The organism is Pseudoxanthomonas sp. z9 (assembly GCF_006542425.1).
GTDB lineage: Bacteria > Pseudomonadota > Gammaproteobacteria > Xanthomonadales > Xanthomonadaceae > Pseudoxanthomonas_A.
Genome location: NZ_VFID01000014.1, coordinates 58,976 through 73,226, shown reverse-complemented (window position 1 = coordinate 73,226; position 14,251 = coordinate 58,976). Strand labels below are relative to the sequence as shown.

Sequence of the window (14,251 nt, the reverse complement as noted above, 5' to 3'; positions counted from 1 at the left end):
GGTCCCGTCTATCCGTTGCCGCCGGGGCGCCAGGTGTGACCGGGCCGGCGGATCACCAGCAGGTGGCCGTCGGCATCATGGGTGGCCAGCCCGGCACTGCCGCCTAGCGCGGTGCGGAGCCGGCGGCGGACCAGGCCGAACTGGAGATCGACGCTGCGCGCCGGATCGCGCACGTAGGCCATGGCCAGGCTCTCCGCACGGGCGGCGGGCGGCAACTCGCCGAGCGCCTTGCGGATGCGGCTGAGCCGCTGGCGGAAGGCCCCGGGCGACAGCGCCAGGATCCAGCGGATTTCCTCGGCCGACAGGCCGTGCAGCGCCAGCACGGCCACCCGCCGCAGACTGGCCGGCCAGGTGTCCAGCCATCCGGGAGCCGCCGGGGATTCCGTGCCTGCCATCGCTTCTCCGGAGGTGTCGTCGTCCGCGACCAGCGCCTCGCGGCGACGGCGGCGCACCGCGGTGCGCGCCTGCATCGCGGCCAGGTTGCGCATCGTCCCGGCCATCCAGGGTGCATCGGCGCGGCCGGCGGCCAGCGCCGCGGCCAGGGTGTCCTGCACCAGATCCTCGGCGTCCGCGGCGGAGCGCGCCAGCCGGCGCGCCTGCGAACGCAACTCGCGATAGGTATCCAGATCCATCCGCCGATGATGCCGCAGAAGCGCGGCCGGCGGAGCCGGCCTACTGCGAGCGCAACGCCTCGATCGGATCCAGCTGGGACGCCTTGCGCGCCGGGTAGTAGCCAAAGAACAGGCCGGTGGCCACCGAGAAGCCCGCGGCCAACCCGATGACCTGCCCGTTCAACGCCACCGGCAGCTCGCTGAACTTGCCCACCAGCAGCGCGCCGACGATGCCGATGGCGATGCCGAGCACGCCGCCGATCAGCGAGATCAGCATGGCCTCGGCCAGGAACTGCCGGCGCACGTCGCTCGGTCCGGCGCCGACCGCCATGCGCAGGCCGATTTCACGGATGCGCTCGGTCACCGACACCAGCATGATGTTCATGATGCCGATGCCGCCGACGATCAGCGAAATGGTCGCGACCGCGCCCAGCAGCAGCGACATCAGGCGGGTGGTGGCGGTACGGGTGGCGACGATTTCGGAAATGTTGCGGACGTTGAAATCATCGTCCTCGCCCGGCGCGATCTTGTGGCGCTGGCGCAACAGCGCTTCGACCTCGCCCTGCACGTAACCCAGGTCCTTGGCGTCGGCCACGGTGAGCGCGATCTGCATCACCGCGCTGGGTGGCAGGCCCATCGAGCCCATCAGCCGGCGGCGCGCGGTTTCCAGCGGCACCATCATCACGTCGTCCTGGTCCTGGCCGAAGCCGCCCTGCCCCTTTGGGGCCAAGGTGCCGACCACGGTGAACGGCACCCGGCCGATACGCACGCTCTGGCCGATCCCGGTTTCCTCGCCGAACAGCTCGCGGCGCACGGTCTCGCCCAGGATCACGACCTTGCCCGCGCTGCTGTAGTCCTGCGTATCGAACCCTTCGCCGTTGGCGATCGTCCAGCTGTTGATGTCGAAGTAGTCCGGCTGCACGCCCTGCCAGCTGCTCGACCAGTTGTTCTCGGCGTACACCACCTGGCTGCTGCCGCGCAGCGCCCCGGCCACGTACTGCACTTCCGGAATCTCGTTGCGGATGGCATCGACGTCGCCCTCGCGCAGGGTGAAGAAGCTGCTGCCGCTCATGCGCACGCCGCCGCCACCGCGGCCTGCGCCGGGGTTGATGTCCAGCCGCTGCGAACCCAGGCCGGAGACCAGCTTGTCGATTTCCGCCTGGGTGCCCTGGCCCACCGAGACCATCACGATGACCGCGGCGATGCCGATGATCACGCCCAGCGAGGTCAGCGCGCTGCGCATCCAGTTGCCGCGCAGGGCGAAAATCGCGGTGCGCAGAATATCGGTGAAATTCATGGACTGCCTTCCCCCAATCCCGAATCCCGTTTCCCGAATCCCGGCTCCTCATGCAACTCGCCGTCGCGCATGACCAGGATGCGATCGGCGTGGGCGGCCACGTCGGCGTCGTGGGTAATCAGGATCACCGTGTGGCCCTCGTCGCGCAGGCGCTTGAACAGCGCCAGGATTTCCTCGCCGGTACGGCTGTCGAGCGCGCCGGTGGGTTCGTCGGCCAGAATGATCGGCGGTTCGTTGATCAGCGCGCGGGCAATCGCCACGCGCTGCTGCTGGCCACCCGACAGTTCGCTGGGACGATGGCCGCCGCGCTCGGCCAGGCCGACCGCCGCCAGCGCCTTGCGTGCGCGTTCGGTGCGCTCGTGCGGCGGCACCTGGGCATAACCCAGCGGCATCGCGACGTTCTCCAGCGCGTTCATCCGCGGCAACAGGTTGAAGCCCTGGAACACGAAGCCGATCTTGTCCCGGCGCAGCACCGCCAGCTCTTCCGCGTCCAGCGTCGCCACATCGACGCCGTCGCAGTGGTAGCTGCCGGAAGACGGCGTGTCCAGGCAACCGATCAGGTTCATCAGGGTCGACTTGCCCGAACCCGAGGGTCCCATGATGGCGACGAAATCGCCCCGGCCGATGCGCACGTCCACGCCCTTGAGCGCGACCACCTCGGCTTCGGTGCCGGGCGAGTACACCTTGCTCAACGCCCGCGTCTGGATCACCGGCACCTCGCCGGCTGCCGTGTTCATGGCGCTCATTCCTTGGCGCGCTCGCCGACGATGACCTGATCGCCGGCCTTCAGGTTGCCCGCGACCTCGGTTGCGCTGCCGTCGCTGGCGCCCAGTCGTACCATGATCCGTTCCGGCTTGCCGGCCACCAGCTTGTACAGCGGTGCGCGCTTGGCTGACAGCAACGCCTTGAGTTCGTTGTCCCAGCGCTGCTGCTGCGCCGGCTCCAGGCTGGCGCGGAATGCGGCGAAATCCTGCTGGAAGCGCTCGGCCATGCGCTGGCGGATCTGCGCCTGCATCGCGCCGCCGTTGCCACCGCTGGTCACCATGCGCGGGCCGCCGCCGGGGCCGCCGGCGAACAGGCGGTTGCCACCATCCTGCTGGGCCTGGGCCATCCGCGCGGCCTGGCGGTCGCGTACCGCCTTCACCGCCGCGTCGAACGCGGCGCGCTGTTCGGGCTTCAGTTGCAGGCTGCCGGCGATACGCTCCATATCCTCGGTGACGCCGCCGCCACGGACCTGCGCCATCTGCGGCGCGCCCTGCGCCTGGTCGTCCTCGGCAGTGGGCTTGTAGCGCAGCGCCGCGTTGGACACCTTGAGCACATTGTCGCGCTTGCTGACCTCGATCTCGGCGTTGACGGTCAGGCCCGGCAGCAGGATCTCGTCGGCGTTGTCCACGGTCACGACCACCGGATAGGTCACCACGTTGTTGGTGGTGGTGGCGGCCAGGCGCACCTGCTCGACCAGGCCCTTGAACTGGCGATCCGGAAAGGCGTCGACGCTGAAGGACACGGTCTGCCCGACCTTGACCTGGCCAATGTCGGCCTCGTCCACCGCCAGTTCGATCTTCATCTTGCGCAGATCCTCGGCGATGGTGAACAGCTCCGGCGCCTGCAGGCTGGCGGCCACGGTCTGGCCCGGCTCGATGCTGCGGGTCAGCACCACGCCGTCTACCGGCGAGCGGATCACGGTGCGCTCCAGGTTGACCCGGGTGGTCTGGGTGGACGCGGTCTGCTGGCGGATCTGCGCCTGCGCCGAGTTCAACTGCGCGCGTGCCTGGTCCCGCGCCGCGCGGGCCAGGTCGACATCGCTCTGCGCCACCAGTTTCTGCTGGCCAAGGTCGGCCTTGCGGCGATAGTCCAGCTCGGCGTTGTGCAGGGTCGCCTGCGCCTGCGCGAGCGACGCGCGGGCGGCGGCGATCTGGGCCGTGCCCTGCTCGATCTGCGCCTCATAGGTCTTGGGGTCGATGCGGGCCAGCACGTCGCCCTTCTTCACTGGACTGTTGAAGTCGACCAGCACGTCGGTCACCTGGCCGGAGATCTGGCTGCCGACGGTGACGGTGGAGATGGCGCTCAGGGTACCGGTGGCGGAGATCGCCACCCGGATATTGCCCCGCTCGACCTGGGCGGTGCGATAGGCGCCTTCCTCGGCCTTGGCCTGGCGCCCCTTCCAGTACCAGACGCCCGCGCCGATGATGGCGAGGACGGCAATGCCGAGGACGATGCGGGAAATCAGCGGGGAACGACGGCGGGACGGCTGGCTCATGCGGGCAAGTCGGCAATGTCGGTGGGAGAGGTATGCGCCCATTAACGCATGCCGGGCGCGGCGGTTGACAGCGCGTGGACGGCGGCGGCGCCCGTTGGGCTGCCGCTCATCTTTCCGTTCCCGGAGGCTCAGGTGGAGATGCTCAGGTGAAGCGGATGGTCGCGGCCGTGCCCTTGCCCAGTTCGCTCTCGAATTCGATCTTCCAGCCGAACCGATCGCAAAGGCGGCTGACGATCGACAGGCCCAGCCCGCTCCCGCGCGGGCGGGAAGGATCGGCGCGATAGAACGGCTCGAACACCCGCTCCATCGATTCGGCGGACATGCCGATGCCGGTGTCCTTGACGATCACCCGGTCGGCCTCGACCAGCACGTCGATGCGGCCGGCGTCCGTGTAGCTGCACGCATTGCGCAGCAGATTGCTGACCACCACCTGGAACACCCGTGGCGGTGCGTGCAGGCGGGGTTTGGCCACGCAGGTGACCTCCAGGTCGACCGGCTTGCCGATCAGCAGCGCGCGCGCGTTCTCGGCCTCGTCCAGCACGATGTCGGCGACATCGAAATCCTCGCGTTGCGGCTCGACCTCGGCCTCGCGGGCGAGGATCAGGAAGGCATCGATTACTGCTTCCATGTCGCGGCCGGCGCGCTGGATGCGCTGCAGCGAACGCACCACCCGCGGCGAGGCTTCCTCGGCCATGGCCATGTCGCTGGCGACCCGGATCACGGTCAGCGGGGTGCGCAGCTCATGACTGGCGTCGCGGGTGAAGTCGCGCTCGCGCGCCACGTGCGAGGCCACGCGCTGGGCCAGGCCATGCAGCGCCGAAGCGAGCTGGCGCGCCTCGCCCTGCACCTCGGCGGGCAGGCGATCCGGCGCCAGCCCGCTGACGTCGGGCCGGCGCGGATCCCATTCGGCCACCTGACGCGCCAGCCAGCTGACCGGCGACACCAGCCGCTTGGACGCCCGGTAGGTCAGCCACGACACCACGTAGATGGCGATCAAGGTGAGGATGATCGGCAGGGTGCCGAAGTAGAACGCCAGCCGTTCGGCCTGCGAGCGCAGGAACACCAGGTAAAGCCGGCCGGCGGGCTGCTCGTCCACCAGCACCAGCATGTCGTCGGCCTTGAGCTCGTGGAAACCGGGCTTGAGGCCGCGCAGGTTATCCGGCAGCACCAGGTTGGAATGCCCCTTGACCACCAGGTAGCCGCGCAGATTGTGGGTATTCGGCGGCGGCTGCGCGGTGGAGGCGTCGTACAGCTCCCAGAAATGGGTCGCCTCCTCCTGCAGCGCGGTATTCATCAGGCTGTGCTTGATGACCGCCGAGATCAGGTAGACGCCCAGCACGATGGCCAGGCTCACCATCACCGCCTGCAGGATGAAGGCAATGCGTAGCTTTCGCGGCAACCCCTGCGGCATGACGGCTCCCCTCCCCGGCCGGATTATGCCGTGGCCCTCAGCCGATGTCCGCGATGCGATAGCCGGCGCTCTGGACGGTATGCAGCAGCGGCTTGTCGAATGGCTTGTCGATCACCTTGCGCAGGTTATACAGGTGACTGCGCAGGGTGTCCGAGTCCGGCAGCCCGTTGCCCCAGATTTCGCGCTCGATTTCCTGCCGGGTGACCACCCGCGGCGATTCGCGCATCAGGATGGTCAGCAGGCGCAGGCCGATCGGCGACAGCATCAGTTCGTTGCCGCCGCGGGTGGCGCGCATGCTCACCGGGTCGAGTACCAGGTCCGCGACCTTCAGCACCTCGGCGCCGACCTGCCTGCGCTCGCGCCGGATCAGCGCGCGCAGGCGCGCTTCCAGTTCCTGGATGGCGAAAGGCTTGGTCAGGTAATCGTCGGCGCCGGAACTCAGGCCGGTCAGCTTGTCGTCCAGGGTGTCGCGGGCGGTCAGCATCAATACCGGCGTGGACTTGCGCGCTTCATTGCGCAGCTTCTTGCAGACCTCCATGCCATCCATGCGTGGCAGCATCAGATCCAGCACGACCACGTCGTAGCTGTTCTCGGTGGCCAGCCGGTAGCCGTCCAGTCCGTCCGAGGCGTAATCGACCTCGAATCCCCGGCCTTCCAGGTATTCGCCGACCATTTCCGAAATGTTGCGGTTGTCTTCGACGACCAGGACCAATCCCGCGGTTTCCTGTGAGTGGCGCATATGAGGCTCCTGTGCTTCAGGTTTGTGAAGCTACCCGGCCCCAGGTTGAGGTCACGTGAAGGGACACCCTGCCATTCAGCCGCCAGTGAAGCTAGGCTTGCGCGTCCTCCCGCCTTCCTCCTCCCCATGCTCGCCCGCACCCTGCCCCTGCTGCTGCTGCTCGGCTCCAACATCTTCATGACCTTCGCCTGGTACGGGCATCTCAAGTACCGCAGCGCACCGCTGCTGCTGGCCATCTTCGCCAGCTGGGGCATCGCCTTTTTCGAGTACACGCTGATGGTGCCGGCCAACCGCCTGGGCAGCACTGTTTATTCGGTGGTGCAATTGAAGACCATCCAGGAAATCCTGACCCTGGTGGTGTTCGCCGGCTTCTCCACCTGGTACCTGGGCCAACCGCTGAAATGGAACCACTACGCTGCGTTCGCATTGATCGTCGGCGCGGCGTTCCTGATGTTCTACGAATAATCCGCCGCGCTAGGCCGGCACGCCGTCCCCGCGCTGCACGATCGCGATGACGAGATCGGTCAGTGCCTGGCGCGCCTGCGCCGCTTCGATCGCGCCCGCCGCCGCCGCGTAGGACAACGATTCCGCCGCGCCCAGCAGCGCCCACAGGCTGGCCGCCGGCAGCGTACCGCGTGGTGCGAACGGCGCCAGCAGGCCGTGGCATTTGGCCATGAAGGCGCCCTGGTACTCGCGCTTGATCCGCTCCATTTCCGGCGATCCCGCCAACGCGGCGACCACGCCGGGAATCTCGCGTCCCTGCGACAGCACGCAATCCACGAAACAGGACGCGATGATGCGCGCGCGCGCGGGCAGATCCTCGGCCCCGTGGCGGAGCGCCTCGTCCATCAGCGCGGACTGGCGCGAATCGAAATCCTGGTAGAGCGCGGCCAGCAGGCCGGCGCGGGTGCCGAAGTGGTCGTACACCACCGGCTTGGTCACGCCGGCCGCTTCCGCCAGGCGTCCCAGCGACAGCGCCTCGGTACCCTCTTCGCCGATCAGGCGCCAGGAGGCGTCCAGCAGTTGCCGGTAGCGCTGCTCGCGCGCGAGCCGTCGGCGCGGAGCGGGCGTGCCGGCTACGGCAGTCTCCTGGGTGGCTTTGCGGCGGCTTGACATCGCTATATACCAAAAGTAAGTTACGCTTCGTAAGTTACTCGAAGTATATACGCCACCGCCCACTCCCGGAGCCTGCCGTGCATGCCCTGATCGTCACCGCCCACCCGCTGACCCAATCGTTCACCCATGCCGTGGCCCGCCGGCTGGCCGATGGCGTGGAGGATGCCGGGCACACCGCCGAGATCGCCGACCTGGCCAGGGAAAGCTTCGATCCCCGCTTCACCGCGACGGATATCGCCCGTTTCCTCCAGCAGGGACCCGCCGACGCCGACGTGCGCGCCGAGCAGGCGCGCATCGACCGGGCCGATGCGCTGGCCCTGGTGTACCCGGTTTACTGGTGGTCGATGCCCGGCCTGCTCAAGGGCTGGATCGACCGGGTGTTCTCGCAGGGCTGGGCGTACCAGGAAAAGGATGGCCGCGACGAACGCAGGCTCGGTCGCCTGGCCGTGCACCTGCTGGCGATCGGCGGCGCGGACATGCGGACCTACGCGCGGCACGGCTACTTCGGCGCCATGCGCACGCAGATCGATCACGGCATCTTCGAATACTGCGGCGCGCGGGTGTCCACGTCCGAACTGCTGGCCCCGCTCGCAGGTGAAGCGCCGGCGCGGCATCTGGCGACCGCCTTCGACATCGGCCATCGCCTGTTCGCCGCCCACCGGGAACGCGACCTGGCCAAGGTGGCCTGAGCGCGCAGGCTCAGAAGCGAATTCTGCCGGTCAGGATGTCCTTGAACATCACCCAGTCGCCGGCGAAGGAATAGAACGGATGGCGGAAGGTGGCCGGACGGTTTTTCTCGAAAAAGAAATGGCCGATCCAGGCAAAGCCGTAGCCGCAGAACAGCGCGGCCAGCAGCCACCATAAATTGCCCGAGGCGAACGCCCAGGCGACCAGCAGCAGCACGCCGCAGCTGCCGACAAAGTGCAGCCGTCGTGAAGTGCGGTTGCTGTGCTCGCTCAGGTAGAACGGATAGAACTCGCGGAAACTGGCGAAACGGCCCATGGTTCGCTCTCCCGACCCTGATGCGCACCGATGCGCGGCGATCGCCGTGGATGATGGCGCCGTGCGCTGGCAGACGCAACGCCGCGCAGGAATTCAGCCCGGCCGCGGCGCGAACATGATCACCGCCATGCCGAGCAGGCACAGCCCCGCGCCCAGCAGATCCCAGCGGGTCGGCTTGACCGCGTCGACCGCCCACAGCCAGCCAATCGCGATGGTGACATAAACGCCGCCGTAGGCCGCGTACACGCGACCCGAGGCGGTGGGGTGCAGGGTCAGCAGCCAGGCGAACAGGGCCAGGCTCGCCGCCGCCGGCACCAGCAACCAGGCGCTGCCGTCCTTGCGCAGCCACAGGTAGGGCAGATAGCAACCGACGATTTCCGCCAGCGCGGTGATGACGAACAGCAGCAGGGTCTTCATGTGTCCCCTCCTTCGCCGGCACCGATACGGAAACTCACTCCGGCGTGCCCCGTTCGCGCTGCTTGGCCTGCTGCCAGAGCGCCTCCTGCCGCTCCAGCGGCAGATCCTTCATGGTTTCCCCGCGTTCGGCCGCGATGGCTTCCATCGCCCGGAAGCGGCGTTCGAACTTGAGGTTGGCGCGACGCAGCGCGGCGCCCGGATCGACCTTGGCATGCCGCGCCAGGTTGGCGGCGACGAACAACAGGTCGCCGATCTCGTCCTCCAATCGATCATGGTTGGACACGACATCGCCCCGCGCCAGTTCGACCTGCACTTCGCCGATTTCCTCATGCAGCTTGTCGATCACCGGTGCCGGACCGGGCCAGTCGAAACCGACCCGCGCCGCGCGTGACTGCAATTTCACCGCGCGCTGCCATTCCGGCAACCCGCGCGAGATGCCGGCCAGCGCGGAGGCGTCGGCGTTGCCGGCGGCGGCGCGCTCGGCCTGCTTGATCGCTTCCCAGTTGCGGGTCTGCGCTTCGGCATCCTCGAAACTGGCTTCGCCGAACACGTGCGGATGGCGCCGGATCATCTTGTCGCAGATCGCCGCGACCACGTCCAGGAACGCAAACGCGCCCTGCTCCTTGGCCATCTGCGCATGGAACACGACCTGCAGCAGCAGGTCGCCCAGTTCGTCCTTCAGGTCATCGAGATCGCCACGGTCGATCGCGTCGGCGACTTCGTAGGCTTCCTCGATCGTGTACGGCGCGATGGTGGAGAAGTCCTGCTCCAGATCCCACGGGCAACCGCCTTCGGGATTGCGCAGGCGCGCCATGATGTCGAGCAGTTCGCGGATGTCGCGCGGATCAGGCGGTCTGTTCAACGGCGCCATCCTCCAGCCATTCGCGCCACGGCAGCGCGGGATCGCCCAGGGCGATGAAATCGCCGTTGAGCAGGGTCTCGCGGCGGTTGTAGCGGAACGCGCGTCCGTCCGGTGCCAGCAGCGCGCCGCCGGCGGCTTCCAGCACGCACTGCGCGGCGGCGGTATCCCATTCCGAGGTGGGTCCGAAACGTGGATACACATCCAGGGTGCCTTCGGCGATGCGGCAGAACTTCAACGACGAACCCAGCCCCACCAGTTCGATGTCGCCCATCCGCGCCAGCACCGACTCCGTGCGCGCGTCGCGGTGCGAACGGCTGGCGGCCACCCGCAGCGGTGCTTTCGCTGGCGCGCGACTGCGCAATTGCTCGTCCACCTGGCCGCGCCGGCGATACGCGTGGCGGCCGCGTTCGGCGTGCCAGATCTCGCCGGTCACCGGCGCCTGCACCACGCCGAAGATCGGGATGTGCTGTTCGATCAACGCGATGTTGACGGTGAACTCGCCATTGCGCTTGATGAACTCGCGGGTGCCGTCCAGCGGATCCACCAGCCAGTAGGTCGGCCAGGCGCAACGGGTTTGCCAGGGGATGTCGGCCGCCTCCTCCGACAGCACCGGCCATTCCGGCGTCAACCGGCGCAGGCCTTCCGAGATCACCCGGTGCGCGGCCAGATCGGCGGCGGTCAGCGGGCTGTCGTCGGCCTTGCGGGTCACGTCGAAGCCCTGTTCGTACACCGCCATGATCGCCTCCCCGGCTTCGCGGGCGATGACGAGTACGGCTTCGTGCAGGTCCGAGGTCATCCGGCTCATGCCGAGGTACGCAGCCATTCACGGGCAATGAACAGCGCCGCCAGCGAACGACCTTCCGAAAAATCCTCGCGCAGCATCAGCTGGTCGAGGGCATCAAGCTTCCACGGCACTACTTCCAACTCCTCGGGTTCGTCTCCGGGCAGGCGCTCCGGATACAGATCTCGTGCGACCACCAGCCAGGACTGGTGGCTCATGTACAGGGGCGCCTGGGTCAGGCTGCGCAGCACGTCGACGCGCCGCGCACCGTAGCCGGCTTCTTCCTTGAGTTCGCGATCGGCGGCCTGTTCCGGCGTCTCGCCGGCGTCGATGCGACCCTTGACCAGGCCCAGTTCATAACGATGCACGCCGGCGGCGTACTCGCGCACCAGCAGCACGGTGTCGTCGTCGATCAGCGGCACCACCACCACCGCGCCATGCCCTTCCGCGCGAACGCGATGGAAGCGCCGGCGCTCGCCGTTGCTGAACTCCAGATCGAGTTCCTCGACGTTGCGCTCCAGCGGGCCGCCGGAGCGCTCGGTCACGCCGTGGATGATCGGCAGGCGCCGGCTCATGGCTGCGCTCCGCGGACGGGAACCGGGCGACGGAAGGGCAGGCACGCCGATATCATGGCGGGATGGCGGAAACGAATCATGAAACCCGAATGCTAGCAGAGGCCGACGCCTGGCGTTCGCGCGATCTCGCGGTCCTGTGGCACCCGTGCACCCAGATGCGCGAGCATCCCCATACCCTGCCGTTGGTTCCCATCGCCCGGGGCGAAGGCGCCTGGTTGATCGGCCAGGATGGACGGCGCTATCTGGACGCGGTCAGCAGTTGGTGGACCAACCTGTTCGGGCATGCCGAACCGCGCATCGCCGCCGCCATCGCACGCCAGGCCGGACAACTGGAACAGGTGATCCTGGCCGGCTTCAGCCACCCGCCCGCGGTGGAACTGGCCGAGCACCTGCTGGCGCTGGCGCCGCGGCAACCCGGACGCGCGCCATTGGCGAAGGTGTTCTATGCCGACAACGGTTCGGCCGGGGTGGAAGTCGCCCTGAAGATGGCCTTCCACTACTTCCACAATCGCGGCGAGGCGCGGCGGACGAAGTTCATCGCGCTGGAGAACGGCTACCACGGCGAAACCCTGGGGGCGCTGGCGGTCGGCGACATTCCGCTGTACCGGCGCATCTATGCACCGCTGCTCGCCGAAGCGCTGTTCACGCCCTCGCCCGACGCCTGGCAGGCCGAACCGGGCGAGAGCGACGCCGACATCGCCGCGCGCGCGGCCGATGCACTGGCGGATCTGCTGGACCGCCACCCCGGTGAAATCTGCGCGTTGATCCTGGAGCCGCGGGTGCAGTGCGCCGGCGGCATGCGCATGCACCATCCGGATTATCTGCGACGCGCACGCGAGCTCTGCGATGCGCACGGTGTGTTCCTGATCGCCGACGAGATCGCGGTCGGCTTCGGTCGCACCGGCACCCTGTTCGCCAGCGAACAGAGTGGCGTCATGCCGGATCTGCTGTGCCTGTCCAAGGGCCTGACCGGCGGCTTCCTGCCGCTGGCCGCGGTGCTGACCACGCAGGCGATCTACGACGCCTTCCTCGATGATTCCCGCGAACGCGCCTTCCTGCATTCCCACAGTTACACCGGCAACCCGCTGGCCTGCGCCGCCGCGCTGGCCAGCCTGGACATCTTCGCCCAGGATGACGTGCTGGCCCGCAATCGGGCCACCGCCAGCCGCATGGCGACACTGGCCGCGCCGCTGGAGGAACTGCCCTGGGTCGCCGACGTGCGCCAGGCCGGCATGATCCTGGCGATCGAACTGACCCGCGACGGCGACCGCCGCCATCCGTTCGAACCCGGCCGGCGCATCGGCCTGCACGCCTATCGCGCTGCGCTGGCGCGCGGCGTGGTGTTGCGGCCGCTGGGCGACGTGCTGTACTGGATGCCGCCCTACTGCGTGGACGAGGCGCAACTGGAGCTGCTGGCCGCCACCACACGCGCCGCCATCGAGGAAGCCATCGCATGCGCCTGACCCGTTGCCACGTCGACCTGCCGCTCGCGCCGGCGCGGACCTTCGCGCTGCCGGAGTCCGCAGCCAACCATCTCGGCCGGGTCCTGCGCCTGCGCGAAGGCGACGAGTGCGTGCTGTTCAACGGCGACGGCCATGACTACGCCGCCCGTCTGGTCGGCGTGGGCAAGCGCGAGGTGCGCGTCGAAATCCTGTCCGCGTTGCCGGTCGATCGCGAATCACCGCTGCGACTGACCCTGATCCAGGGCATCGCCCGCGGCGAGAAAATGGATTTGATCCTGCAGAAGGCGACCGAACTCGGCGTCGCCCGCTTCCAGCCGGTGAACGCCGAGCGCACCGAAGTGAAGCTGGATGCCGAACGCCTGGACAAGCGGGTCGCGCACTGGCGCAGCGTGATCGTGTCGGCCTGTGAGCAGAGTGGCCGCGGCCGGGTGCCGGAGTTGGCGCCGCCGACCGGGCTGATGCAGGCGGCGCAGGCGTGCGCGGCGTCCGATCTGCGGCTGCTGCTGGACCCGGTCGGCGAATTGTCGCTCGCCGCGATGAGCGTGCCGCCGGATGCCGGCGTCGTCGTCGCCATCGGGCCGGAGGGCGGCTGGTCGCCGCGTGATCGAGAGATCCTGCTGGCGTCCGGATTCCAGGGCATGCGGTTGGGGCCGCGCATCCTGCGCACGGAAACCGCCGGCCTGGCCGCAATCGCGGCCCTGCAGGCGCGCTTCGGCGATCTCGCCTAGACGCGGGTCGCGCGCCTCATCGCCAGGCGGCCAGTTCCTCGGCGGTGATGCGGCCATCGTGGTTGCGATCGACCAGCTTGAATTCGCTCGCCAGTGCGTGGCCCTCCGGTACTTCCTCGCGGCTTACGACGCCATCGCCGTTGCGATCGAGATCGGCGACGGTGACCCGGTAGTCGGCGGCGTTGGGCAGGGTTTCCGGTTGCCCCCAGCGCACGGTGACCGGTCCGCTCTGTTCCTGCAGCTGGCGACTCTGGCCACCGCCGTGATAGGTGGTCAGCGACTCGGTGCGCACCGGCTGCGGCGATCCCTGCTGGGCAGCGGCCTGCGCGGCCAGCAGGCAAAGGGGAAGAAGAATCCAGGCTTTCATGACGGCCTCCCGTATCGCGGTGGAGAAGCTGCGCTCGGCAGCGCGATCACGCTGTCACCGCCGCCGCAAACCAGGCGTGAATGCCCGTCGCCGCGCCGGCAAAAGTTCAGCGCGGTGGAAACCGCGTGAACGGATGCGTCCTCAGGCGGCCTGCAGCGCCTCGTGGATGCGGTCCTCGACCAGTTGCAGGTCGGGCAGGATCGCCACCTCGTCGCCGAGCAGCACGCGCACCTGCACGCCGGCCGGCAGTTCTTCCTCGGTCGCGTCGGCCAGCAGGCCGTCGCGCGGCACCGAGACCAGGCGCGGGAACGACGGCGTCAGCAGCGCGTAGTAAGGCAGTTCAGCGCGTCCGCCCAGCGCTTTCAGCACCACGATCTTGTTGTTGGCCTGCGCCGTTTCGCCGCCCAGTCCGGTCAGTCGCGCGAAGGCGACCAGCGGTACCCGCCAGCCATGCCAATCGATGGCGCCGGCCAGCCAGGCCGGTGCGCCCTCGATCGGCATGATCGGTGCACGCGAGAGCACTTCGGCGATCGTCGCGTTGGGCAACAACAGGCGATCATCGCCGCTCTGCACCAGCACGCCACGGATCTCGTCGTTCGAATGTGCCATGAAGAAAGTCTCC

The 14,251-nt window shown here is 68.4% G+C and carries 18 protein-coding genes; 4 read left to right on the top strand and 14 right to left on the bottom strand.

The window, feature by feature from the left end:
• Positions 1-8: 8 nt before the first annotated feature.
• The 6 genes from FG323_RS16370 to FG323_RS16345 all read right to left on the bottom strand — a co-directional run bounded on the left by FG323_RS16370 (position 9) and on the right by FG323_RS16345 (position 6,318).
• Positions 9-632 carry a sigma factor gene (locus FG323_RS16370; protein WP_141455788.1) on the bottom strand — a complete coding sequence of 208 codons (624 nt, stop codon included), beginning with the start codon at positions 630-632 and terminating at the stop codon, positions 9-11.
• Between the two features lie 40 nt (positions 633-672).
• Positions 673-1,908: an ABC transporter permease gene (locus FG323_RS16365; RefSeq protein WP_141455787.1), complete on the bottom strand. Its 1,236-nt coding sequence runs from the start codon at positions 1,906-1,908 to the stop codon at positions 673-675.
• A complete protein-coding gene (locus tag FG323_RS16360) occupies positions 1,905-2,645 on the bottom strand; it encodes an ABC transporter ATP-binding protein (protein ID WP_141455786.1) in 741 nt (246 codons plus the stop codon). Before FG323_RS16360 ends, FG323_RS16365 begins: the two co-directional genes overlap by 4 nt.
• A 5-nt stretch (positions 2,646-2,650) precedes the next feature.
• Complete coding sequence (locus FG323_RS16355) at positions 2,651-4,168, bottom strand: efflux RND transporter periplasmic adaptor subunit (RefSeq protein WP_141455785.1); 1,518 nt, start codon at positions 4,166-4,168, stop codon at positions 2,651-2,653.
• Positions 4,169-4,310: 142 nt separating this feature from the next.
• Positions 4,311-5,579 carry a HAMP domain-containing sensor histidine kinase gene (locus FG323_RS16350; protein ID WP_141455784.1) on the bottom strand — a complete coding sequence of 423 codons (1,269 nt, stop codon included), beginning with the start codon at positions 5,577-5,579 and terminating at the stop codon, positions 4,311-4,313.
• A gap of 37 nt (positions 5,580-5,616) precedes the next feature.
• Complete coding sequence (locus tag FG323_RS16345; protein WP_079724910.1) at positions 5,617-6,318, bottom strand: response regulator transcription factor; 702 nt, start codon at positions 6,316-6,318, stop codon at positions 5,617-5,619.
• Positions 6,319-6,444: 126 nt separating this feature from the next.
• Here FG323_RS16345 and FG323_RS16340 point away from each other — a divergent pair, with 126 nt between their 5' ends.
• Entirely contained in the window at positions 6,445-6,783 is a 339-nt protein-coding gene (locus FG323_RS16340) for a DMT family protein (RefSeq protein ID WP_141455783.1), read from the top strand.
• 9 nt (positions 6,784-6,792) lie between these two features.
• Here FG323_RS16340 and FG323_RS16335 read toward each other — a convergent pair whose 3' ends face one another.
• Entirely contained in the window at positions 6,793-7,434 is a 642-nt protein-coding gene (locus FG323_RS16335) for a TetR/AcrR family transcriptional regulator (RefSeq protein WP_141455782.1), read from the bottom strand.
• A gap of 77 nt (positions 7,435-7,511) precedes the next feature.
• Between FG323_RS16335 and FG323_RS16330 the strand changes: the two genes are divergently transcribed.
• The gene (locus tag FG323_RS16330) at positions 7,512-8,123 is read left to right on the top strand and encodes an NAD(P)H-dependent oxidoreductase (RefSeq protein ID WP_141455781.1); all 612 of its coding nucleotides are present in this window, start codon (positions 7,512-7,514) and stop codon (positions 8,121-8,123) included.
• A 10-nt stretch (positions 8,124-8,133) separates the two neighbouring features.
• Here FG323_RS16330 and FG323_RS16325 read toward each other — a convergent pair whose 3' ends face one another.
• The 5 genes from FG323_RS16325 to nudE form a co-directional block, all read right to left on the bottom strand.
• Positions 8,134-8,436 carry a DUF962 domain-containing protein gene (locus FG323_RS16325; RefSeq protein WP_141455780.1) on the bottom strand — a complete coding sequence of 101 codons (303 nt, stop codon included), beginning with the start codon at positions 8,434-8,436 and terminating at the stop codon, positions 8,134-8,136.
• Between the two features lie 93 nt (positions 8,437-8,529).
• On the bottom strand, positions 8,530-8,853 hold the full coding sequence (locus tag FG323_RS16320) for a YnfA family protein (protein ID WP_141455779.1): 324 nt from the start codon (positions 8,851-8,853) through the stop codon (positions 8,530-8,532).
• A gap of 34 nt (positions 8,854-8,887) precedes the next feature.
• The gene (gene mazG, locus FG323_RS16315; protein WP_141455778.1) at positions 8,888-9,724 is read right to left on the bottom strand and encodes a nucleoside triphosphate pyrophosphohydrolase; all 837 of its coding nucleotides are present in this window, start codon (positions 9,722-9,724) and stop codon (positions 8,888-8,890) included.
• Positions 9,699-10,520, bottom strand: coding sequence for a 3'(2'),5'-bisphosphate nucleotidase CysQ (cysQ, locus tag FG323_RS16310; protein ID WP_141456020.1), 822 nt, complete (start codon positions 10,518-10,520; stop codon positions 9,699-9,701). Before cysQ ends, mazG begins: the two co-directional genes overlap by 26 nt.
• Positions 10,517-11,071 carry an ADP compounds hydrolase NudE gene (nudE, locus tag FG323_RS16305; RefSeq protein ID WP_141455777.1) on the bottom strand — a complete coding sequence of 185 codons (555 nt, stop codon included), beginning with the start codon at positions 11,069-11,071 and terminating at the stop codon, positions 10,517-10,519. The genes cysQ and nudE overlap by 4 nt, the downstream gene beginning before the upstream one ends.
• Positions 11,072-11,160: 89 nt before the next feature.
• On the opposite strand from nudE, the gene bioA reads away from it, so the two are divergent.
• Positions 11,161-12,534, top strand: coding sequence for an adenosylmethionine--8-amino-7-oxononanoate transaminase (gene bioA / locus FG323_RS16300; RefSeq protein ID WP_181444271.1), 1,374 nt, complete (start codon positions 11,161-11,163; stop codon positions 12,532-12,534).
• A complete protein-coding gene (locus FG323_RS16295; RefSeq protein ID WP_141455775.1) occupies positions 12,525-13,262 on the top strand; it encodes a 16S rRNA (uracil(1498)-N(3))-methyltransferase in 738 nt (245 codons plus the stop codon). The genes bioA and FG323_RS16295 overlap by 10 nt, the downstream gene beginning before the upstream one ends.
• Before the next feature lie 16 nt (positions 13,263-13,278).
• Here FG323_RS16295 and FG323_RS16290 read toward each other — a convergent pair whose 3' ends face one another.
• Both FG323_RS16290 and FG323_RS16285 read right to left on the bottom strand, forming a co-directional pair.
• Positions 13,279-13,629, bottom strand: a complete 351-nt coding sequence (locus FG323_RS16290) for a hypothetical protein (RefSeq protein WP_141455774.1) — start codon at positions 13,627-13,629, stop codon at positions 13,279-13,281.
• 141 nt (positions 13,630-13,770) lie between these two features.
• A complete protein-coding gene (locus tag FG323_RS16285) occupies positions 13,771-14,238 on the bottom strand; it encodes a chemotaxis protein CheW (protein WP_141455773.1) in 468 nt (155 codons plus the stop codon).
• Positions 14,239-14,251: the final 13 nt, after the last annotated feature.